A 20157-nucleotide genomic window follows, 5' to 3' on the forward strand; every position below is an offset into this window, starting at 1 on the left:
TCCTCTCTTTGGCCTTTTAACACTTATTGTTTTGTATCAAGGGGCTTCAGTCGTGCTTCAATGGATTCTCTTTGATTCTCTAAATAAGGAGGGAGCGCCAGGCTTTCTCCCAAGGTTTCAAACGGCTCATCCCCTTCAAAACCAGGTCCGTCTGTGGCAAGCTCAAAAAGAATCCCGTTTGCTTCCCGAAAATATAATGAACGGAAATAGTACCTCTCCACAAATCCAGAATTGGGAAGGTTATTATCATTGAAAAACTGTTCCCATTTTCTCAGCTCTTCTTCATTCTCTACACGAAAAGCGACATGGTGCACACTGCCTCTCCCTGGTCTTTCTCTCGGAAGATCATTATTTTCTTCCAGAAACACTTCTCCTCCTGTTCCTCCTTCTCCGGTTTCAAACACTCTAATGGTGGATGAGCCTTTTGCAGAAGTGAAGGTTCCTGTTTCCTTAAAGCTTAAAAGATCCGTTAGTACACTGGCTGTAAGCTCCGGCCTGGACACAGTCAACGTGACAGGACCCAACCCTCTTATGCCGTGTTCTGAAGGAACCGGGCTTTTTTCCCAAGGCTTTCCGGCAGGGACTCCTTTATTTTTCTCATCTGATACCAGAACGAGCCGCTGGCCTTCAAAATCACGGAACGGCAAAACCGCTCTTCCTGACTGCTGTGTGATGCCGTCATGTTCTACGTCATACTCATTAAAACGATTTTCCCAGTAATCTAAGGATGCATCAGTTGCAACTCGTAAGGAGGTAGTGGAAATACTGTTTGTTCCATAATGAGTGCTTCCTGCGTTCGGAATTTCAAAAAATGTTAAATCTGTTCCCGGATTTCCTCTTTCATCAGCATAAAACAAATGATATACAGAGGTGTCATCTTGGTTTACAGTTTTTTTCACAAGTCTCATGCCTAAAATATTTGTATAAAACTCATAGTTCTTCTTTGCGTCCCCGGTTATAGCTGAAACATGGTGAACCCCTTTTAGCTCTTTCAGATCCACAGCTCTCACTCCTTATTATCGAATAACGTCACCTTACACTTTTCATACGTTACTAACCTTTTTTTAGTGACATAAGTATAAAATAACGTATATTTTTATAAAACAAAACCAATACGCTTTCCAAACGTAAAAAAAACAGGCCCGCTGTTATATGATCAACCTGGCGGACCTGTTTTATTAGGGTAATGACTATTTTGTTATAATTAGAGCCCCTGCTGGAGATCGATTCCCCATAGCATTGGAAGCCAGAAAGTCACAGCAAGCACAATGAGAATAATAGCAACAATATTTATCCAGAAACCGTTCTTTACCATTTCAATAATCTTCAGTTTCCCTGTCCCAAAGATAATGGCGTTTGGCGGTGTTCCAACTGGAAGCATAAATGCACAGTTAGCTGCCATCGCACAAGGTACCATCAGGGCGTACGGGTGGATGTTTAAAGCAATCGCAAGAGATGCAACTACTGGCAGGATCATCGTTCCCGTTGCAGTATTTGAAGTGATTTCTGTTAAGAACAATACCAAAGCTGTTGCTACAAGGACAATTAAGATAAAGTTCATACCTTCAAGAACTGTCAGCTGCTCTCCAATCCATCCGGAAAGTCCTGTTTCACTAAAGCCGGCAGCTATAGCCAAACCACCGCCGAACAAGAGCAGGATTCCCCAAGGAATCTCTTTTGAATCTTTCCAATCCAAAATCTTTGCTTCTTTTCCTTGTCCCGCTGGAATTAAGAACAACAAAATGGTAGCCGTAATAGCGATCATACCATCCGTAAGACCTGGGATTTCTACGATTCCATCTGCATCCCATAAGAACGTTCGTGTAATCCACATAAACGCTGCAAACAAGAAGACAGCAAGTACTGCTTTTTCTTCGTGAGTAATTCCGCCAAGGGCTTTTCTTTCACGTTGTATAAGCTCTTTTCCACCTGGCAGTTGTTTAAGTTTGATTGGATAGATAACTCTCGTAAGATAAAACCATGTACCGATTAGCAATATAAATACTAAAGGGGCTGCGAATGCCATCCAGCTGGCAAAGGTAATTTCCATATCAAATAATTCATTAACAGTACCAGCAAGGATAATGTTTGGCGGTGTACCTATCAACGTACCTAATCCCCCAGCTGTCCCTGCGTACCCAATACCAAAGATGATGGCTTTCTCGAATTTCTTAATTTCACTTTCACTGCCCTTATCACCTTTTAACGCTTCTGAAACCTGATAAGTGATAGCTAGTCCAATAGGAATCATCATCATTACGGAAGCCGTATTTGAAACCCACATGGAGAGAAAACCCGTGGCAAGCATAAAACCAAGAATAATTCTTTGCGTACTTGTTCCAATAAGAGCAATAATTGCTAAGGCCATCCGCTTGTGAAGGTTCCATTTTTCCATAGCCAGTGCCACAAAAAATCCACCAAGGAATAAGAAAATAATATCATTTCCGTAAGCTGATACAACCGTGTCGCCATCTAATGCTCCTGTAATAGGCAGGAGAATAATAGGCAGGAGCGAGGTAGCCGGAATAGGTATGGCTTCCGTGATCCACCATGTTGCTATCCACATTGTGACCGCCAGCACTGCAAGCCCTTCGGGAGATAATCCTTCCGGCCTGAAAAACATAAGTGTCAGGGCAAATAATAATGGCCCTAAAATAAGACCTACTAATTGTGCACGAGTATAAGCAGGCTTATTTGAATCTCCAGACGGACCTTGAGGACCACCGGATGAAGTGTTCGCATCAGTATTCTTTTCTTGTGAATCAGCACCGTTCTTCTTGTTACCCATTTCCTTAAATTGAGAAAAGGTTAACAATTTCTTTGTTTGAGTTGAAGAAGCCCATAGACTTTTCCAAATCGACGATGTAAGTGAACTTTTTTCCATAAGCTTTTTCACCCTTCCTGTAAACGCTTACTGTAAGATTAATTGAATATTTTGTCGAAGTATATCTTTTGTAACTATTACAAACCTTTTGTAAGTAAAAAAATCAAATATATTTCTTATTTTAAGAATTTTATAGAAACAAATGTTACAAGTAACAGATTTTTTTCTTATTAAAATGAACCCAAGTACATTCCTGGCATCTGGATAAGTAAAGCATGGAGCAGACAGATTGTCTAAGTAAATTGTTTTGAAAATATGACAGTATACTTATAGAATTAATTGGTTTAAACAGTAAAAACATGCTGTTGAAAATCCTTTCTCCACAGCATGTACTGACATTACATTTAGATATTCTCACAATGTATCCAGTCCTAGTCAACAGAGGCTACAAAAGACTGAAGCACATCCTTTTTTTCTGATTTCAGGCGATATCTATGTAGGGGTCTCCCCGTCGTTTGATAACTCACCTGGACAAGCAATATTTCTATATCCACAAGGTGCTGTAAGTATTTTCGCGTAGACACACGTGATATCCCCGTTTCTTTGGCCACATCGGCTGTGGAAAACGATGTCTTTTCCCAGTCAAGAATTTGTTTAGCAATGATAGCAAAAGTAACTTCTGTAAGCCCTTTAGGCAGTTCCAGGGGATTATAATTAGATCTTTTTTTTCTTAAAAGAAATGCATCCAGATCCTCCTGGCTGACAGCCTGCTCATCTTTCATTAATTCAGCTTTCTTTTTGTATTGAAGTAAAGATTCTTTAAATCTTTCAAAGTCAAAGGGTTTAATTAAATAATCAACCGCTCCATAGCGTAAAGCTGTTTTTATAGAGGTGTTATCATTGGCAGCCGTAATGACAATTGCATCAATATTACTGCCTTCTCTTCGCAATTCAACGAGCATATCAAGACCAGTATCGTCAGTCATGTAAACATCCAATAAAAGAAGATCGATTTTCTCTTGTTTCAAAACCTTCCATGCTTCTTTGACATTATGAACAATACCCGCCGCATGAAAACCATTAATTTTTTCAAGATAAATTTTATTAAACTTTGCAACCATCGGATCGTCTTCTACTATTAACACATTTATCATACTTCTTCCCCTTTATAAGGAACTTTCACTGTAAATGTCGTACCTTCTTCTTTTTCAGATATGACTTCCACTGACCCATTTAAGTTATCAAGGGCTCTCTTTGTTAAGTACAAGCCGTACCCACGATTCTGTCCTTTTCCTGATCTGCCTTTTTCAAATATATAGTCTTTATCGGAAGGGTCAATTCCATGTCCGTTATCCTGGACATTAAAATAAAAATAACCCTCTTCATAATTTACAGTAAATGTTACTTTCTTTTCCTCTTGATTTTTAACTGCTTCATAAGCATTTTCACTTAAGTTCCCAATAATTGTAATTAAACCATCCATCTGCTCTGAATCCTTTAAGTCAGGTAACGGATATTCTCCTTTAAGATCTACGGTCACACCCTCTTCTCTCAGTTGACTCATTTTGTTCAGTATATACCCAGCTAATACAGGATCCTTTACAAGGCGGGAAACAGAGCCGATTTCCTTTTGATAATTCTTGGAGATTTGATCAATATACTCCTTTAATTCCTCATATGACTCAGTATGAACCATGGCGGACATCACGTGAAGACGGTTCATAAATTCGTGTGTATGGACACGCAAGGTTTCTGCGTAAGTTTTAGCGTCAGTAAGCTGGTCAATTAATGTAGTAAGCTCTGTTTTCTCTCTAAATGTTGCTACTGCCCCTACAATCTTTTTATCAGTTATGACAGGAACCCTGCTGATAATAATATCTATGTTGCCTAGTGTTTCCTCACGATCATACTCGCCTTTTTCATTTTCGATAATGTTTTTCATTCCGAGCTCAGGGAGAAAGGTATCAATTTGTTCTCCGATAGGGTCTTTCATAAAACCTGCTCGCTGGAAATACTCTTTAGCCTCTTCATTCGCAACGACGACTTCACCTTTATCATTTACAGCAATAATCCCTTCCCGTACTGATGCAAGCATGGCATCTCGTTCTTTAACCAACTGAGCAATTTCTTGAGGTTCCAGACCGTGCATGGTTTGTTTCACTCTTTGGGCCAGAGCAAGAGCTCCTAAAAGTCCTACTAAAAGACCCATCAATGTGCCAAAGAATACAACGGATTGAGACTCTAACACTTCTTCCTCAATGTTATCAATTAAAATCCCCACAGAAACGACTCCTATTTGCTCGTCACCAGACCATACGGGAACAAAGGCACGTAGTGATTCCCCTAATGTCCCTTCTGCAATGGACGTATAGCTTTCCCCGGTAAAAGCTCTCGATTCATCGTTCCCCACAAAGTATTCTCCAATTCTGTCTTGTACTGGATGGGAAAAACGTAAACCTTCCATATTCATAACCACAATGTATTCTACCTCTGTATCTTCCTGAACGGTACGAGTGTAGGCTTGGACATGTTCATCAGCCTCTTCATTATGTAAGCTTTCTTGTACTGCTTCCGACCAACTTACACTTCTCGCTATCGACATAACCTTATCAGCCTGATGCTCGCGTGTTTGATGTGTCGTGTAATTGCCCGCGAACACTCCGGTTAAGGCAAGGGATACAACCAGCACAATGCATATTAATATTGTCATCCAGGCTTGGAGCCCAATAGACTTTCTAACTCTTTCTAAGATCTCTCGCATGGAACTCTCCCCGGCTGTGACTACTGGTGGCAGGATACCACTTTATTTTCCGTCAGCCACTGTTCTGCATTTCTGCTAAAGACACTATATCAAAAGTTTTGGTTAATGTTCAGCTTTTATGTTTTTTCTCAACGTATTGATTATATTTTATCATACAAAATTAGCGCTCAATTCATTGAAAACTTTAAAAGAATTGAACGCCACGTTGTAATGTTTTACATTTCTTCTAATTTTTTTAATTTCTTTTCAAATGAAAGTCTCCAACTATCAGTAAGCTGTGGAAGCTCAGTCAACCTTTTCAGGCGTTTTTGATCAGGTTGATGATGGTAGGTAATTTGATTCACAAAATCTATTGAGACATCTGAACCTCTATCCTTAAGGATAAACAAATCATTCTTCGACACATATCCTTCTTCCAAAACTCGGACGTAAAAGCCAGTATAACCCGTATTTTGTACATCCAAAGGCAGTTCTTTAATTCCATGGCGTTTGGCCAGCTTATGACAGGGCTTTCTCGGCTGAGCTACTTCTACAAGGGCTTCCCCCCACCGAAATATATCTCCAATGCACGTATTCGTTTCCGTATAGCCTTGTAAAGTTACATTTTCACCAAAGGATCCTGATGGCCAAGAGCCTGGAAACCTGTTTTTCCAATACTTATAGTGTTCAAATGGATACACACATACAGCCTTATCTGCTCCTCCATGATTTACCAGATCAGCCTGTTCATCTCCAGCAAGGTTAGAAAAGGATAAATAGAGGGCCTTCTCTTTTACTGCCTCCTTGTAGATACCAGACAATATTTCTTTTTCCCCTTGATGGCTTAATTTTTTTGCCTTGCCAGTATTTAATGAAACTACGCTTCCTTTTTCCACTGTACCAGCTCCCACCATAAATAATATCCTTTGTTGACTAGTTACTTCACAAGAAAGCTTTGTTGGAATTTACCTCTAAGTTTCTCTTCACCAGAATAAAACAAAAGAAATAAACCAAGTGAAAACAATATAGCGGCCAGGATATCAGTTGGGTAATGCCAGCCAAGGACCACCCGAGCCAGCGAGGTTCCAATAGCAATAACAAAAAGAAGAAGAATGACGGTGCCTTTTACCATCCCGCCTTTTCTAATGACCCTGTCCCATACATAAAAAAGCAATAAGCATAAAAGCGTAATACGCATCGTATGTCCGCTTGGAAAGCTAAAGGACGGAATATCCAGACTAAATTGGAAAACTTCTATGCTTCGCGCTTCTCCCGGCCGTTCTCTTTGAAAAAATACTTTTAAAAGATAATTAAAAACAATTCCAGTACCGGTAAGCAGTACAAATGACAAAGCTTCAAATCTATACTTTTTTATCCAGAGTACCAGTGCTGAAAATATGGTGACAAATAGAATGATCTCCGGGGCCCCAAGGCTTGAAAAGATGAGTGCTGCATTATAGAGCCACTGGCCGAACGCTGTTTCTGTTATCCCTTGAAACCAATGAAAAATATCAAAATCAATGGCAAAAGTCCAACTACCGATAAGGAAGGATATAACAAACATCATTAACGCCAGTCCAGCTGTTATTTTCTTGTTAGTAAAAATCATATGTAAAAAATCTCCTTGTCTCCTTATTCATCTAAAGGTGCTTATCCACGGCTCGTTTAAAAGGAAAGAGGAGCCATGTGAAGTAACAGCTCCTCTTGTATTTTTAATTTGGAAAAAAAGGCATACCGAAAACATAATGAGCAATCGCAAAACCAACGATCATTAAGATAACCCCTACAGTCAGGCCGCGTAGAGCTTCTTTCGTTTCATTACCAGCTCTGCTTTCCATACGTTGTCCTCCTTTACCTTTGATATGACTTCTCAACAATCTCATCAAAGATAAAAGTAGACTGGAATTTCACGGGTAAAGACAATAAATATTTTAACATAAGTGCAACCGACTCATCAGATATAAATTCAATATTCACTGCTTTTTCTATATTTACAACGGAGAAATATGGTGTCCCTGTTTTCCCCGGAGCATATAAAAAATCAAACGCTTCTGGAATGATTTCCCCATCGCTGCAGACCACTGAAGGCAGTAATAAGACATTATGACCTTTATCCAGACCTGCTGTCATAGAGAAAGTAACTATGCCTAAACTGCAAAGAAGAAAAAGCTTCATCTTCTGCCTCCTTATCAGGAAACTTAGTAAGTATACTTTATTATGGTTCCATTCTTTCACATATATGAATAATTTCTTCCTTTTCTATCTCCGTTAAAAAGATCCCAGTTTGCCATTATAGCTTTAAGTATAAATCAGGTTTCGAAACCGTCAATAAAGAAAAAAACACGTTATACGCCAGAATAAAACAATTCTTTATCTATTATTATCAAAAAATAAAGCATTTTCTAACATTACTCTGTTAAAATGGCTGTAAAGATCTTTGTAAGCGATTTCTCAAAAGGCGAGGGGATTAGAATGAAAGTCTCATTATTTATTACATGCTTAGCTGATGTAATGTACTCAAACGTTGGAAAGAGTACAGTCGAGCTGCTTGAAAAGTATGGATGTGAAGTGGATTTCCCAATAAACCAAACGTGCTGCGGGCAGCCAGCCTATAACAGCGGTTATCATAAAGAGTCGAAAAGTATCGCTAAACATTTCATTGAAGTGTTTGAGGATGCTGATTATGTTGTAGCTCCCTCTGGTTCTTGTATAGCCATGGTAAAAGAATATGAGCACTTATTAAGCAAGGACAAGGAATGGGCGGATAAAGCAAAAAATCTAAGCAGGAAATCATATGAGCTTACGCAGTTTCTCGTGGAAGTAGTAAAGGTTGAAGAAATTTCTGCAAGACTTCCCGCTTCAGCTGCTTACCATAAATCCTGTCATATGACCCGGCTGTTAAAGGTGACTGACGCTCCCCAAAACCTTCTTTCAAAAGTGGAGGACTTAGAGATAAAAGAACTTCCTAACAGCCAGGACTGCTGCGGGTTCGGGGGAACTTTCTCTGTGAAAATGACACCAATTTCCGAACAAATGGTAGATGAGAAAGTAGCCCACATAGAGGAGACAGGAGCAGAAATTCTCATTGGGGGAGACTGCGGTTGTCTGATGAATATCGGCGGTCGGATTAACCGCTTAGGGAAATCAATTAAAGTAATGCATATTGCCGAAGTTTTGAATAACGAGGTGAAATAACATGCCAATGAAAATAGGAGAAAAAGATTTTTTTGGACGGGTTGAAGACGGCATCCAAAACAGCTTTATGCGAAAAGCTGTAGCCGGAGCGCAGGAACGCATGCAGGACAGGCGTGAGAAAGCCTCTGAAGAATTGGGTGACTGGGAGAAATGGCGGGAGCTTGGTGAAGAAATCCGTTCACATACGTTAGAAAACCTTGATTATTACCTTGAGCAGCTGGCTGAAAACCTCAGCAGCCGAGGGGGTCATGTCTTTTTTGCTCAGACACCGGAAGAGGCAAATGACTATATAAAAAAAGTAGCTCAGACTAAAGAAGCTAAAAAGATCGTTAAATCAAAGTCCATGGTCACAGAAGAAATCAACATGAATCACGTCTTGGAAGAGATGGGTTGTGAAGTGATTGAAACGGATCTTGGTGAATACATTCTTCAAATTGACGATCACGACCCTCCTTCCCATATCGTTGTCCCGGCTCTCCACAAAAATAAAGAACAAATTCGTGATACTTTTCGTGAAAAAAAGGGCTACACCAACACTGAAAAACCAGAAGAGCTTACACTCTTTGCAAGAGAGATGCTTAGGAAAGAATTTTTGTCTGCTGACCTGGGTATTACTGGCTGTAATTTTGCCGTTGCAGAATCAGGTTCCATTTCTCTCGTGACAAATGAAGGAAATGCAAGACTCGTTTCCGCCCTTCCCAAAACTCAGATTGCTGTTATGGGGATGGAAAGAATTGTTCCAACGTGGGAAGAACTTGATATATTGGTCTCCTTGTTATGCCGAAGCGCTGTCGGCCAAAAGCTGACAAGCTATATTACAGGACTTACAGGCCCAAAAGATGAACAAGATGCAGACGGACCTGAAGAATTTCACCTGGTGATTGTTGATAATGGCCGCTCGAATATCCTGGGAACAGAATTTCAATCTGCCCTTCACTGTATTCGTTGTGCTGCCTGTATTAATGTATGCCCTGTTTACAGACATGTAGGCGGTCACTCCTACGGTTCTATCTATCCCGGACCCATTGGAGCAGTGCTTACACCTCTTTTGGGGGGCTATGACGATTATAAAGAATTGCCTTATGCCTCTTCTTTATGCGCTGCATGCACAGATGCCTGTCCGGTAAAAATTCCTCTTCATGAGCTTCTAATCAGCCATCGTCGAAAGATCGTCGAGGAAGAAAAGAAAACAAGCTTTGGAGAAAGAATGGCAATGAGAGGATTTGAAATGGTAGCCACTTCTTCCACCTGGTATCGTATTGGTGTAAAGTCAGCCCCGCAAATGACTGTTCCTTTCGCCAGAAACGAAATTATTTCCAGAGGCCCGGGACCAATGAAGCCGTGGACTGATATTCGCGACCTTCCTGCTCCTAAAAAAGATTCTTTCAGAGATTGGTTTAAAAAGCACCGGAAGGAGGGTCAATCATGAACAAAGGAACCGTGGAAAACAAAGACAGCTTTTTAGGAATGATTGCAAATAAATTAGACCGTCCACGTAAAACTGACCCAGTGGCTCGCCCTGTATGGAAAAACTCTCCCCAGTGGGATGTGTTAAGTGATGCCAACCAGGAGGAGCTTGTTGAGGTACTGAAAAAACAATGCTTAGCTATTCACACTCAGCTTGTAGAAACCTCTGTGTCTGATTTAAAAGAAACCATACGCCAAGAACTAAAGAATCTAAATGCTTCTTCTCTTGTCACCTGGAAAGATGAGCGGTTTGTCGAATATGGGCTCTCTGAGTTTTTTACAAAAGAATGCCCAGAGCAGGATATAGATTCATTTACATGGGAGCCCACCCTTTCAAGAGAAGAAAATGTCCAGATGGCTGAAAAAGCTGACGTAGGAATCACCTTTAGTGATATAACATTGGCCGAATCAGGAACAGTGGTTTTGTTTAGCGGCTCTGGTAAAGGACGATCAGTAAGTTTACTGCCAACAAACTATATTGCCCTTATTCCTAAAAGCTCGATTGTACCAAGAATGACCCAGGCTGCTTCTTTCATTCATCATGAAATCGAAAGAGGCAGTAATATAGCTTCATGTGTCAACTTCATTTCAGGTCCAAGCAACAGTGCTGATATTGAGTTAAATTTAGTTGTCGGCGTCCATGGTCCTGTCAGAGCTACCTACATTATTATTGATGACAAATAAAAGAGGTCCGGGCCACTATATATTAGGCCCGGACCTCTCATTTATTCCGGCTGTGGCTGGTACAATTCCCAACCTAGCTTTAACGAGCTTACGATATAATCAACAACCTCTTCAACGTCTTTCTCATCGGTTTCTACTTCAAAGCTGTTAAGCTTATACATTTGTTCTCTTTCTTTATATAGAGCTTCAATTTCTTCCAGACTTTTGTTTTGAAGCACAGGGCGGCTGTCTATAATCAGATCAAGCCGGTCTTTCCAGGAATCCCACGTCAAATCTAAAGAAATAACAATATTAGATTCTAAGCACACCTTTCTGATATCAGGCTGTGCGTATGCTCCTCCACCTAAAGAAATGACTTTTAAGCGAGTATCCCTGCACCAGCTGATCGTCATTTCCCTTTCCATTTCTCTGAATTTCTTTTCTCCCAGTTCTTTAAATATATCCGGCACCTTCATACTATACTTTTTTTCTATTTCCTGATCTATGTCTATAAAATCACGAAACAGCTTTTTGGCAAGCAAAGAACCTACACTTGTTTTTCCCACACCCATAAAACCTATTAAAACAATATTTCGCTCTCTTAACGGATAAACTTTTGGTCCCATTTATAACAACTTCCTTTTTTATGAAGGTCACATATTATGGTGAAAATTTTAATGCAGTAAATGGTGAAAGTCAATAAGAAGGCAGAAATGACCATTCCAAAATATTTGTGCCTTTTTTCTTCCATGAGTATGCTCAATCTTTTAAGATGTGACCGTTATGTTTATGACTTACTCTTTAATATATTCTGCATCGTAACTATTTTCTCCTGCGTGTACTGTAAGAAGCGTATCTGCGTACCCTACCAGCCTGTTGATCAGTTCGTCAGCTATCTGCTGAATGAGCAGGCTCTTTTCTTGCTGGTGCAGTTCGGGGTTATTTATTATAATCGTGGTATTGATAAACACATCTCTGTTTCCTTGTAGATCGTATTGGATAAACACCTTTGCTGGTGCCCCTCCAAGGGAAGGATCTTCAAAGCCGGGTATAAATACATACCACTCCTCTGCAGTAGCTGAGCGAAAATTTTTTGTAAATCCTAATCTTTCAATGATCGTGTTCACCTCAAATGGTTCATGATTCGTCAGCTTAGTCACCTTGTTTTTCTTCAACGCCGATCACCCTGTATTTTTTTATGTAGTGTTTGTTTCATACCTGGTATCCATTCACTTTCCTCTTCACTCTGTAAATAGAGAAAGGAGTTAGAACAAAACCTTCTAACTCCTTTCACCTATTTACAAACAGATTACATTCCTGTCTTCACACACTCATTTCCCTTCTTCAGAAGGGCAGCGCCAGAATTGATGGCTGCGTCAATTACTGCCCCCCTCACCGCTGGCACCACTCTTTTATCAAATGGCTGAGGAATAATATACTCAGGAGATAGCTCCCACTCTGGTATAAGGTCCGCTATACTATACACGGCTGCCAGCTTCATTTCCTCATTAATTGTAGATGCCCGGCAGTCCAGTGCACCCCGGAAAATACCTGGAAAGGCCAGAACATTATTTACCTGGTTAGGTAAATCAGACCTGCCTGTCCCTATTACCTTCGCTCCAGCAGCTATTGCTTCAGCAGGCATGATCTCAGGAACAGGATTAGCCATGGCAAATATAATGCTGTCCTCACTCATTTCTTCCACCATTTCTTGTGTGAGGGCTCCCGCCACCGATACGCCAATAAACACATCGGCTCCGATAATGGCATCCTCCAAACTGCCCTGCACGCTCTGACTATTGGTCAACTCTGCTAATTCCTCTTTTACCGGGGTCATTCTTTCAGTCCGTCCTTTATAAATCGGCCCGATAGAATCGCAGATGATGATATTATTTATTCCTATTGTTCTTAACAGCTTGGTAACAGCTACACCTGCAGATCCGGCACCGTTAATAACCACCTTGATATTTTCCACCTTTTTATCCACGATCCTCAAGGCATTAATAAGACCTGCAGCAGTCACAATGGCTGTTCCATGCTGGTCATCATGAAAAACAGGAATATTCATTTCCTCTTTTAACCTTTGCTCAATCAAAAAGCAATCAGGTGCAGCAATGTCTTCTAAATTTATACCTCCAAAAGTGGGCTCCAGCATTTTAATTGTCTGGATTAATTTTTCAGGGTCTGACTCCTCCAAACAAATTGGAAAGGCATCAAGGCCTGCAAATTCCTTAAATAATGCTGCTTTCCCCTCCATTACTGGCATGGAAGCTCCTGCTCCAATATTTCCCAATCCTAAAACGGCCGAACCATTTGAGACTACACCTACTAGATTACTTTTGCTCGTATAGTCATAAATTTTTTCAGGATCTTCGGCAATTTCTTTACACGGTTCAGCTACTCCAGGGGAGTAGACAAGGCTAAGATCATTTCCGTCATTAACAGGCATTTTAACATTCACATGTAACTTTCCTCTATGCTCTTTGTGCAGAGCTAAAGCTCTCTCCCTAAGATTGCTCATGTCTCTTCCCCTTTCTTATTCATAAGGAAATATTAAAGCCAAAAGGGCATGAATACTTCTCTTACGTTTTTTAACAATCACCCATTTTATTTTTTATTCTCTTACCTTCCCTCCTTATAATTTGAAAAATTATTCTGAATATTTATTTTATTTGTTTTTCTACTTTTTGTCTATAGCAAATCTAAATTCCTTGTCGTTTTCTCTACCTTAATGGGAGAAAACCTGCTTTGGTCCTTACAAAAAAGGACCAGTTCTTATATCGGACCGGCCCTTTGGAGGATTTATATACAGCTTTTATTAGATTTCTATTCTAGGCTTTTACTTCCTGTTTCATTGTATTATCTCTATCTTTTTTCTTAAAAAACAAGTCTCTGTCTTTCCATAAGAAAATGGCAGCTAGTGCGCAAGCAAGGATATCTGCAAGCGGGAAAGCTATCCATACACCATACACCCCTAAAAATGATGGCAGGATAAGGACCAAAGGAATCAAAAACAATATTTGCCTTGCCATTGATAACACAAGAGCTGGTTTAGCCATGCCCAATGCCTGGTATAATCCGCCGCTTAACACCTGCGCTCCAATCAAAAAGGCTGCAGCAAACATAATTTTTATAGCCTCCACACCAGATTCAATCGTTGCAGGATCACTTGTAAAGACTCTCATAAATGGGGCAGGCACTGCAATCATTAGTACAAAAATAAAAGTTGATATAACTGTTACAACTTTAAAGCTTAGAAGAATGGTTTCCCTCATTCTCCCGTATTGTTTTGCTCCGTAATTATACCCTACGATAGGCTGCATCCCCTGAAGAATCCCCATCATTGGCATCAACGTAAACATCGCTATTCTTTGAACAATACCAAACACACTGACATAAAATTCGCCGCCATAACGAATAAGCATTGTGTTTATTGCTATCATCATTACGCTTCCAGATGACTGACGGACAAAAGCAGGAAACCCTATAACAGCCACTTCCTTGATAATCACCCATTGAGGAAGCAGATTTTCAACCTTAATCGTTAATGTACTCCGTCCTGTCAGGAAATACCATAGAACGATGACACTTATAATTCCTTGTGACAAAACAGTAGCTATTGCAGCCCCGCCTACACCCATGTTAAATACAAAAATAAAAATGGGGCTTAAAATAATATTCAGAATCGAAGGGATGACCAGCGTCAACATGGCAAAACGGGAATTCCCTTCTGATCGAATAATGGCATTTGCCGTAAAACCAAAAGCAAAGAAAACGGACCCAATAAGAATCGGAAACAGGTACTCTACTGCATAGGAAAGAACTTCAGGAGTCGCTCCAAACAATTGGGCAAGCGGCTCAATGATCGTGAAAGCTCCTATGAAGGAAACAGCCCCTATCATAAGAATCATAAACAGAATATTTCCTAATACTTTATCCGCATCATCTTTCTTCTGGGCACCAAGCCGCCGTGAAATGACCGAAGCGCCACCCATTCCAAAAGCCGCTGCTACAGCCATCATAATCATCATAACGGGGAAGGCAATCGTCACTCCTGCTACCGCATCCAGACCAACACCATGAGAAATAAAGATTGTATCAACTACGTTATATAAAGCCATGACAAACATCCCTATCATAGCAGGGACGGAGATGTTTCTTAATAGCTTGGGAATCGGCTCAGTTCCAAGCTGGTCACTTTGCTTTTTCATTACTTTAACTCCTTTTCATTCTGTCCGTTTCTTTGCTGCATTCTCAGAGTCATTTTCTTAAGCCAGCTAAGAAGCAATTCCCTTTCTGGCGGCTCAAAGTCGCTCACAAGGTCGGTTTCAACCTCTTCTCTTACTTCTCGCAGTCTTCCTTCTGTTTCTATGCCCTTTTCAGTCAAAGAAATGAGCTTTGTCCTTCGGTCAAGCTGGCTTTCTTTTTTTTCAATAAGGTTCTTCTTAACCATTGATTCTACCAGGCCATTCATAGATGAAGGCTGTATATATAACCGTTTTTGCAGAGAAGATTGGCTTTGCTCGCCAAACTCATGCAAAAAATAAAGAACTTTAGCTTGCGAAAAACTCAGATCAAAACTCATCAACACCTGGTTGTGGTGATTACGCAACAGATGAGCCAGCACTCCTATATTATAGCTCAAATTTTCCTCTAACTTTTTCATAAATAGTTAGCCTCCTAAACAATTAACGAGTATACTCCTTTCTTTTCCTAATGTAAATGAGATAATCATCATATATATATGGTAATAGAAGCTATTCTTTTTTATTAGTATGCTAATAAAAATGTCGAAGAAAAAATGGAGTAAGAAAATAATATATTCATTTACTAATTTTTGTAATTGCAAATTGACAGGTTCATAGAGATAAACTATAATTAAATTGAAAGCGCTTACATATTAGGGGGTATGATTTCTATGTCTTTTACTGTTACATCAAACTACATCAATAAAAATGAAATGATTGATATCCTTTTGCACCACAATATTTATAAAATGTCTGATGGCAGACAGCTGTATCAGGCAACAGAGAAAGAGTTAGAAAACGAGCTTTACTTACTTTTGGGTGAAACGATTTCTGTCTTTTCTGCATAGAAGACTCTTATACAAAACTCTATTACTTTTCTTAATAGAGAACTTACATTGGAATTATCCAATTGAGTTCTTTTTGTTTTTGTTTTCATAACAAAAATCCTCCCTAGCTGGAAATATTCTTTTCCAACTACAGGAGGTAATAAAAGGTTAAGACATTGATTCATCTGCTAGTTTAATCATTTCTTTAAGTTTCTCTATTGGTATTTGACCTGGTGCTGAACTCTGCTCCCCAACTGCAAAAGTCATTGCTGAACCAAAGACCCAGCCTAGCATCCTTGTTATGGCTCCATACTTGCCCATTGAAATTGTTACTAATGGGACACTTAACAATTTAGATAATTTATTTGTTGCTTCCAACAACAAAAGAACATCATCCATATTATTTGGCATCACAGCAATTTTAACAATATCAGCCTGTAATAATTCTGCTTCTTTACATTTGGAGATCATTTCTGACAATTCCGGGGTTTCCTCAAAGTTATGGTGGGAAATGAGCAGTTTAACACCATTTTCCTTCGAAACACGCCTAAGCCTTGCTATACTTTCATGATTATTGGCTAATTCGTAGTCAACAAAAGAAACGTATCCGCTTGCACAAACTTGTGCAAACACTTCCATTTTCTCCTCTGCCCCAATATTTGCAGGTTGTCCTCCTTCTTTTTCACTTCTAACCGTAAATAAAATGGGTATTTCATTACCACTCTCTTTGATTTTTTGCAGGGTGGAAATTACTTTTTCAACATTAGATAAGCCCTTAAAGAAATCTGCCCGCCATTCTATAATGTCTGGTTTATCTTTCACTATCTTTTCAAGCTCCTGCATGATTTCTTGCTCCTCCTTACCAATCAAGGGCACACAAATCTCAGGTTTATTTCCTACTGCATTTTTCCCGTTTTCTAGCTTACCTTTTATTTCACTCATATAAATTTCTCCTTACTAATATATTCTTTTACTTTAAAGGATAAAAGTTTTTTAATCAATGAATAGTCAGATGCCTCAAAATATATTTCTGGTCACAAAAATTAAAACCCATAAAGTGTGACAGATCTCACACCTTGCTCCCTTCTCTTTTTTTATAATATGAGTATAGAGAGTTTTTATAAGGAGGCAGTAAACATGGACCAAGAATATAAATCGATTCTAGCAGCTGTTGATAGTTCAGAAGAATCCTTTCAAGCCCTCAAAAAAGGATTTGAGCTGGCCAAAGAAAACGATGCTAAGTTGATCATTTCCCATGTCGTAGATACAAGAATTACCTCTTCCCTCGAACAATATGATGACGCCGCATTTCTCAGAGCTAAAAAGTACGGTGAAGAACTGCTTGAAAATTATAAAGAAAAAGCAATCAATAGTGGAATCAACAACGTGGAAACCGTCCTTGAGTATGGAACACCCAAAGTGAAAATACCAACGGAAATTGCCAGAAAACATGAAGCTGACGTAATCATAGTCGGGGCTACAGGCATTAACGCAGCACAGCGGATCTTTCTTGGCAGCGTTTCGGAAAACATTGCCCGTCGTGCTGATTGCGACGTATTAATTGTTCGTAAGTCTACTGATTAGTTTATATCATTTTTCATAGGAGGAAACAAAGATGACTTTACAATATAAGAATGTTTTAGTAGCTGTTGATGGCTCAGAAGGGGCAAGACGTGCCTTCGAAAAGGCGTTAAAGATTAGCAAAAAGTCTAAAGCACGTCTCATCATTTCCCATGTCGTGGATCTCCGCTCCTTTTCGCGAATCGAGCCATACAGCCCGAATTTCACTAACTGGATAGAAGATACAGGACAGCAGCTTTTGGGTCAATATAAAAAAGAAGCCGTTGAAATCGGGATCGAGAATGTAGAAACCTCCCTGGATTTTGGTTCCCCTAAAGTCATGCTCGGCAGAGAAATTGCAGACAAATGGCAGGCTGATTTGATTGTTGTCGGCGCAACTGGGCTGGGAGCTGTAGAAAGATTTGTCATCGGCAGTGTTTCTGAACAAGTTGCTAGAAACGCAAAACGTGATGTTTTGATCGTAAGACGTTAGAGCAAAAGAAACTTAAAAGTCCCTCATTTAGTAAAATGGGGGCTATTTTTATAAGGTATTGTTAATGGCAGGCATTGTTTTTATAAATATAGCCCAAAATGTCTTTGGGAATCGAGTGAGCCGATGAGCCCTAGGGTACATTTCCAAGGTTATGTAAAAAAAACTGTGAGAAGAGCTTCTCACAGCATAAAGAGTTTGTAGTTTTATCATACTTACACTCCTTGTATAAGACCGTACCTTCCGTCAGCGTATGCGGAGGAAAATAAACAGCAAAATGTAACAACGCCCTTCAAAAATAATTAAATAAAAAAGCACCTCTGGGCACCAGAGATACTCTACATCAATTCTTTTTACGGTTTTAATACGACTTTTATACAGTCTTCTGTTTTTGTATCAAACACTTCATACCCATGTTTTGCTTCTTCTAACGGCAGGACGTGAGTAATAATATCCCCAGGATCGACTGTTCCTTCAGCAATCATTTTGTAAAGGGCAGGCATATAATGAATCACTGGAGCCTGGCCGGTTTTTATATTGACGTTGCGCTGAAATATGTCGCCAAGAGGAAAAGCATTATAACGCATTCCATATATGCCCGTTAATTGAATAGTACCTGCTTTTCTCACAGCCTGAGCTGCCATAGTAATCGCACTCATGGAACCGCCATGTAATTTCATTCCTGTCGCCAAAAATTCAAGGGGAGTCATCTTACCGTCCATGCCTACACAATCAATTACTACTTCCGCGCCGCCATTGGTCATTTCCTTCAAGTGTAACCCTATTTCTTTTTGCTGCTCAAAGTTTATGATTTCTACATTATTTGTCCGCTTGGCATGCTGAAGACGATAATCCACGTAATCGACGGCTATGACCCTTTCTGCTCCTTTCAGCCAGGCAAACTTTTGAGCCATAAGACCGACAGGTCCGCACCCAAGAATAATTACTGTATCTCCCTTTTTCACCCCGGCGTTATCAACACTCCAATAGGCCGTGGGCATGACATCAGAAAGGAGAACCAGCTTTTCATCTTCAATTTCACTATCTTCAGGGATTTTGAAAGGAACGAAATTTCCATAGGGCACTCTCATATATTCAGCTTGTCCGCCCGGATACCCACCTGCTGTATCTGAGTATCCAAAATAAGCTCCCATGTCCCCATTTTCATTTGAATTATCACACTGACTTTCTAATTCATGCTGACAAAACCAGCATTCTCCACAGCTGACGTTAAAAGGAATGATGACCCGATCCCCTTTTTTAACTTTGGTTACTTCCGGACCTGTTTCTTCTACAATACCCTGTGGCTCATGGCCAATAATATAATCTTCTGGAAAATTAGGAATCATTCCATGAATAAGGTGAAGATCAGAGCCGCATATAGCAGTTGTGGTTAATTTGACAATAATGTCATCTGGTTTTTCGATTTTGGGAGCAGGGACTTCTTTGACTCTTACATCCTTGATCCCTTGATATGTCACTGCTTTCATTCCTCTTCCTCCTACAGGTTAATTATTCATATGGAGTCGCAAACGTTCCTAACCGATCTGTATCATTAGGGAAGAGAGTTAAATTTGCTATCTCCACTGCTGTTTGTGCAGATTTTATATCTAGTTCAAACTGCTCTTTCACATCAAACGGCCTAAGCCAACCCTTATTCATCATAAGCTGTGATATTTGCCCATGAAGGTTAATCGCGGCTGTCATTTGATTAATTAATGCTGTCCTTAACTCTGGTGTTGCTGTTTCTGTTAAAGCCATAGAATAGTATCTTACCCCTGTTTTAGCAGTCAACAGAAAATCTAAGGCTATAGCTGAATCAGCCTGATCAGGCATTCCAACAGCATTAATCGGGTCTAAAAAATCTTCATTCATCCTTTATTCTCCTTTACTGCATATTTCCTTCCTGATACAAACGCTCCAGTTCCTTTATATCCAGAATTGATTGTTGAACATCCTGTTCCATCAACGCCCGTAAATCCTGATCAAAGACAATACCCTGCATCATTTTGGCCTTTAACAGACAGACAGTCTTGAAGTTCAGGATTTCATGGGCTTCCATTGCTTCATGAACGGCAAATGAGTCCCTCATCGTTTCACCTCCTGATCAACCCCTTTTATTTTCTCTAATGAAAGAAAGCTTT

The 20157-nt window shown here is 39.8% G+C and carries 23 protein-coding genes; 6 read left to right on the top strand and 17 right to left on the bottom strand.

Annotated elements, in window-relative coordinates; all coding sequences use genetic code 11:
- Positions 1–23 precede the first annotated feature (23 nt).
- The 8 genes from CEF17_RS13440 to CEF17_RS13470 form a co-directional block, all read right to left on the bottom strand.
- Entirely contained in the window at positions 24–1001 is a 978-nt protein-coding gene (locus CEF17_RS13440) for a ring-cleaving dioxygenase (protein WP_100399968.1), read from the bottom strand.
- Between the two features lie 203 nt (positions 1002–1204).
- Complete coding sequence (locus CEF17_RS13445; RefSeq protein WP_100399969.1) at positions 1205–2884, bottom strand: SLC13 family permease; 1680 nt, start codon at positions 2882–2884, stop codon at positions 1205–1207.
- 371 nt (positions 2885–3255) lie between these two features.
- Positions 3256–3978: a response regulator gene (locus CEF17_RS13450; RefSeq protein ID WP_100399970.1), complete on the bottom strand. Its 723-nt coding sequence runs from the start codon at positions 3976–3978 to the stop codon at positions 3256–3258.
- The gene (gene dcuS / locus CEF17_RS13455) at positions 3975–5585 is read right to left on the bottom strand and encodes a DcuS/MalK family sensor histidine kinase (protein ID WP_100399971.1); all 1611 of its coding nucleotides are present in this window, start codon (positions 5583–5585) and stop codon (positions 3975–3977) included. Before dcuS ends, CEF17_RS13450 begins: the two co-directional genes overlap by 4 nt.
- A 215-nt stretch (positions 5586–5800) precedes the next feature.
- Positions 5801–6460 carry an MOSC domain-containing protein gene (locus tag CEF17_RS13460; RefSeq protein ID WP_232725508.1) on the bottom strand — a complete coding sequence of 220 codons (660 nt, stop codon included), beginning with the start codon at positions 6458–6460 and terminating at the stop codon, positions 5801–5803.
- 41 nt (positions 6461–6501) lie between these two features.
- Positions 6502–7173: a phosphatase PAP2 family protein gene (locus CEF17_RS13465; protein ID WP_100399973.1), complete on the bottom strand. Its 672-nt coding sequence runs from the start codon at positions 7171–7173 to the stop codon at positions 6502–6504.
- A 103-nt stretch (positions 7174–7276) separates the two neighbouring features.
- Positions 7277–7402, bottom strand: a complete 126-nt coding sequence (locus tag CEF17_RS20875; protein ID WP_269799457.1) for a hypothetical protein — start codon at positions 7400–7402, stop codon at positions 7277–7279.
- 13 nt (positions 7403–7415) lie between these two features.
- Positions 7416–7739, bottom strand: a complete 324-nt coding sequence (locus CEF17_RS13470; protein WP_100399974.1) for a hypothetical protein — start codon at positions 7737–7739, stop codon at positions 7416–7418.
- Between the two features lie 297 nt (positions 7740–8036).
- On the opposite strand from CEF17_RS13470, the gene CEF17_RS13475 reads away from it, so the two are divergent.
- From CEF17_RS13475 to CEF17_RS13485, 3 genes are read left to right on the top strand one after another with little or no spacing between them, the layout of a single operon-like run.
- Positions 8037–8759: a (Fe-S)-binding protein gene (locus CEF17_RS13475; protein WP_100399975.1), complete on the top strand. Its 723-nt coding sequence runs from the start codon at positions 8037–8039 to the stop codon at positions 8757–8759.
- Position 8760: 1 nt separating this feature from the next.
- A complete protein-coding gene (locus CEF17_RS13480; protein WP_100399976.1) occupies positions 8761–10188 on the top strand; it encodes a LutB/LldF family L-lactate oxidation iron-sulfur protein in 1428 nt (475 codons plus the stop codon).
- The gene (locus CEF17_RS13485) at positions 10185–10910 is read left to right on the top strand and encodes a LutC/YkgG family protein (protein ID WP_100399977.1); all 726 of its coding nucleotides are present in this window, start codon (positions 10185–10187) and stop codon (positions 10908–10910) included. Before CEF17_RS13480 ends, CEF17_RS13485 begins: the two co-directional genes overlap by 4 nt.
- A gap of 41 nt (positions 10911–10951) precedes the next feature.
- Here CEF17_RS13485 and CEF17_RS13490 read toward each other — a convergent pair whose 3' ends face one another.
- The 5 genes from CEF17_RS13490 to CEF17_RS13510 form a co-directional block, all read right to left on the bottom strand.
- On the bottom strand, positions 10952–11515 hold the full coding sequence (locus CEF17_RS13490) for a shikimate kinase (RefSeq protein WP_100399978.1): 564 nt from the start codon (positions 11513–11515) through the stop codon (positions 10952–10954).
- Between the two features lie 168 nt (positions 11516–11683).
- Positions 11684–12049, bottom strand: a complete 366-nt coding sequence (locus CEF17_RS13495; RefSeq protein WP_100400918.1) for a hypothetical protein — start codon at positions 12047–12049, stop codon at positions 11684–11686.
- A 149-nt stretch (positions 12050–12198) separates the two neighbouring features.
- Positions 12199–13410: an NAD(P)-dependent malic enzyme gene (locus CEF17_RS13500; RefSeq protein ID WP_100399979.1), complete on the bottom strand. Its 1212-nt coding sequence runs from the start codon at positions 13408–13410 to the stop codon at positions 12199–12201.
- Positions 13411–13720: 310 nt separating this feature from the next.
- Complete coding sequence (locus tag CEF17_RS13505) at positions 13721–15100, bottom strand: MATE family efflux transporter (RefSeq protein ID WP_100399980.1); 1380 nt, start codon at positions 15098–15100, stop codon at positions 13721–13723.
- Positions 15100–15555, bottom strand: coding sequence for a MarR family winged helix-turn-helix transcriptional regulator (locus CEF17_RS13510; protein WP_100399981.1), 456 nt, complete (start codon positions 15553–15555; stop codon positions 15100–15102). Before CEF17_RS13510 ends, CEF17_RS13505 begins: the two co-directional genes overlap by 1 nt.
- Before the next feature lie 252 nt (positions 15556–15807).
- Here CEF17_RS13510 and fbpA point away from each other — a divergent pair, with 252 nt between their 5' ends.
- Positions 15808–15984 carry a Fur-regulated basic protein FbpA gene (fbpA, locus tag CEF17_RS13515; protein WP_232725509.1) on the top strand — a complete coding sequence of 59 codons (177 nt, stop codon included), beginning with the start codon at positions 15808–15810 and terminating at the stop codon, positions 15982–15984.
- Between the two features lie 147 nt (positions 15985–16131).
- Here fbpA and aroD read toward each other — a convergent pair whose 3' ends face one another.
- Complete coding sequence (aroD, locus tag CEF17_RS13520) at positions 16132–16905, bottom strand: type I 3-dehydroquinate dehydratase (RefSeq protein ID WP_100399982.1); 774 nt, start codon at positions 16903–16905, stop codon at positions 16132–16134.
- Positions 16906–17100: 195 nt separating this feature from the next.
- Here aroD and CEF17_RS13525 point away from each other — a divergent pair, with 195 nt between their 5' ends.
- Together CEF17_RS13525 and CEF17_RS13530 are read left to right on the top strand one after the other, a co-directional pair.
- Positions 17101–17547 (top strand): universal stress protein, encoded by a 447-nt coding sequence (locus tag CEF17_RS13525; protein ID WP_100399983.1) that lies wholly within the window; start codon positions 17101–17103, stop codon positions 17545–17547.
- 31 nt (positions 17548–17578) lie between these two features.
- Complete coding sequence (locus CEF17_RS13530; protein ID WP_100399984.1) at positions 17579–18016, top strand: universal stress protein; 438 nt, start codon at positions 17579–17581, stop codon at positions 18014–18016.
- 350 nt (positions 18017–18366) lie between these two features.
- Here CEF17_RS13530 and CEF17_RS13535 read toward each other — a convergent pair whose 3' ends face one another.
- The 3 genes from CEF17_RS13535 to CEF17_RS13545 are packed head-to-tail and all read right to left on the bottom strand — an operon-like array spanning position 18367 to position 20105.
- Entirely contained in the window at positions 18367–19503 is a 1137-nt protein-coding gene (locus tag CEF17_RS13535) for a zinc-dependent alcohol dehydrogenase (RefSeq protein ID WP_100399985.1), read from the bottom strand.
- A 22-nt stretch (positions 19504–19525) separates the two neighbouring features.
- Positions 19526–19888 carry a spore coat protein gene (locus tag CEF17_RS13540; protein WP_100399986.1) on the bottom strand — a complete coding sequence of 121 codons (363 nt, stop codon included), beginning with the start codon at positions 19886–19888 and terminating at the stop codon, positions 19526–19528.
- Between the two features lie 13 nt (positions 19889–19901).
- Positions 19902–20105 (bottom strand): spore coat protein, encoded by a 204-nt coding sequence (locus tag CEF17_RS13545; protein ID WP_100399987.1) that lies wholly within the window; start codon positions 20103–20105, stop codon positions 19902–19904.
- Positions 20106–20157 lie beyond the last annotated feature (52 nt).

The sequence above is a fragment of the Bacillus sp. FJAT-44742 genome, assembly GCF_002797315.1.
Classification (GTDB): Bacteria; Bacillota; Bacilli; order Bacillales; family Marinococcaceae; genus Thalassorhabdus; species Thalassorhabdus alkalitolerans.

Excerpts from the sequence above, each read along its gene's own strand:
- CEF17_RS13490 (WP_100399978.1), bottom strand. The coding sequence starts at position 11,515 with ATGGGACCAAAAGTTTATCCGTTAAGAGAGCGAAATATTGTTTTAATA.
- CEF17_RS13535 (WP_100399985.1), bottom strand. The coding sequence starts at position 19,503 with ATGAAAGCAGTGACATATCAAGGGATCAAGGATGTAAGAGTCAAAGAA.
- CEF17_RS13480 (WP_100399976.1), top strand. The coding sequence starts at position 8,761 with ATGCCAATGAAAATAGGAGAAAAAGATTTTTTTGGACGGGTTGAAGAC.
- CEF17_RS13530 (WP_100399984.1), top strand. The coding sequence starts at position 17,579 with ATGACTTTACAATATAAGAATGTTTTAGTAGCTGTTGATGGCTCAGAA.
- CEF17_RS13545 (WP_100399987.1), bottom strand. The coding sequence starts at position 20,105 with ATGAGGGACTCATTTGCCGTTCATGAAGCAATGGAAGCCCATGAAATC.
- CEF17_RS13475 (WP_100399975.1), top strand. The coding sequence starts at position 8,037 with ATGAAAGTCTCATTATTTATTACATGCTTAGCTGATGTAATGTACTCA.
- CEF17_RS13525 (WP_100399983.1), top strand. The coding sequence starts at position 17,101 with ATGGACCAAGAATATAAATCGATTCTAGCAGCTGTTGATAGTTCAGAA.
- CEF17_RS13540 (WP_100399986.1), bottom strand. The coding sequence starts at position 19,888 with ATGAATGAAGATTTTTTAGACCCGATTAATGCTGTTGGAATGCCTGAT.
- dcuS (WP_100399971.1), bottom strand. The coding sequence starts at position 5,585 with ATGCGAGAGATCTTAGAAAGAGTTAGAAAGTCTATTGGGCTCCAAGCC.
- CEF17_RS13445 (WP_100399969.1), bottom strand. The coding sequence starts at position 2,884 with ATGGAAAAAAGTTCACTTACATCGTCGATTTGGAAAAGTCTATGGGCT.
- CEF17_RS13450 (WP_100399970.1), bottom strand. The coding sequence starts at position 3,978 with ATGATAAATGTGTTAATAGTAGAAGACGATCCGATGGTTGCAAAGTTT.
- fbpA (WP_232725509.1), top strand. The coding sequence starts at position 15,808 with ATGTCTTTTACTGTTACATCAAACTACATCAATAAAAATGAAATGATT.
- CEF17_RS13510 (WP_100399981.1), bottom strand. The coding sequence starts at position 15,555 with ATGAAAAAGTTAGAGGAAAATTTGAGCTATAATATAGGAGTGCTGGCT.
- aroD (WP_100399982.1), bottom strand. The coding sequence starts at position 16,905 with ATGAGTGAAATAAAAGGTAAGCTAGAAAACGGGAAAAATGCAGTAGGA.
- CEF17_RS20875 (WP_269799457.1), bottom strand. The coding sequence starts at position 7,402 with ATGGAAAGCAGAGCTGGTAATGAAACGAAAGAAGCTCTACGCGGCCTG.
- CEF17_RS13505 (WP_100399980.1), bottom strand. The coding sequence starts at position 15,100 with ATGAAAAAGCAAAGTGACCAGCTTGGAACTGAGCCGATTCCCAAGCTA.
- CEF17_RS13470 (WP_100399974.1), bottom strand. The coding sequence starts at position 7,739 with ATGAAGCTTTTTCTTCTTTGCAGTTTAGGCATAGTTACTTTCTCTATG.
- CEF17_RS13485 (WP_100399977.1), top strand. The coding sequence starts at position 10,185 with ATGAACAAAGGAACCGTGGAAAACAAAGACAGCTTTTTAGGAATGATT.
- CEF17_RS13500 (WP_100399979.1), bottom strand. The coding sequence starts at position 13,410 with ATGAGCAATCTTAGGGAGAGAGCTTTAGCTCTGCACAAAGAGCATAGA.
- CEF17_RS13465 (WP_100399973.1), bottom strand. The coding sequence starts at position 7,173 with ATGATTTTTACTAACAAGAAAATAACAGCTGGACTGGCGTTAATGATG.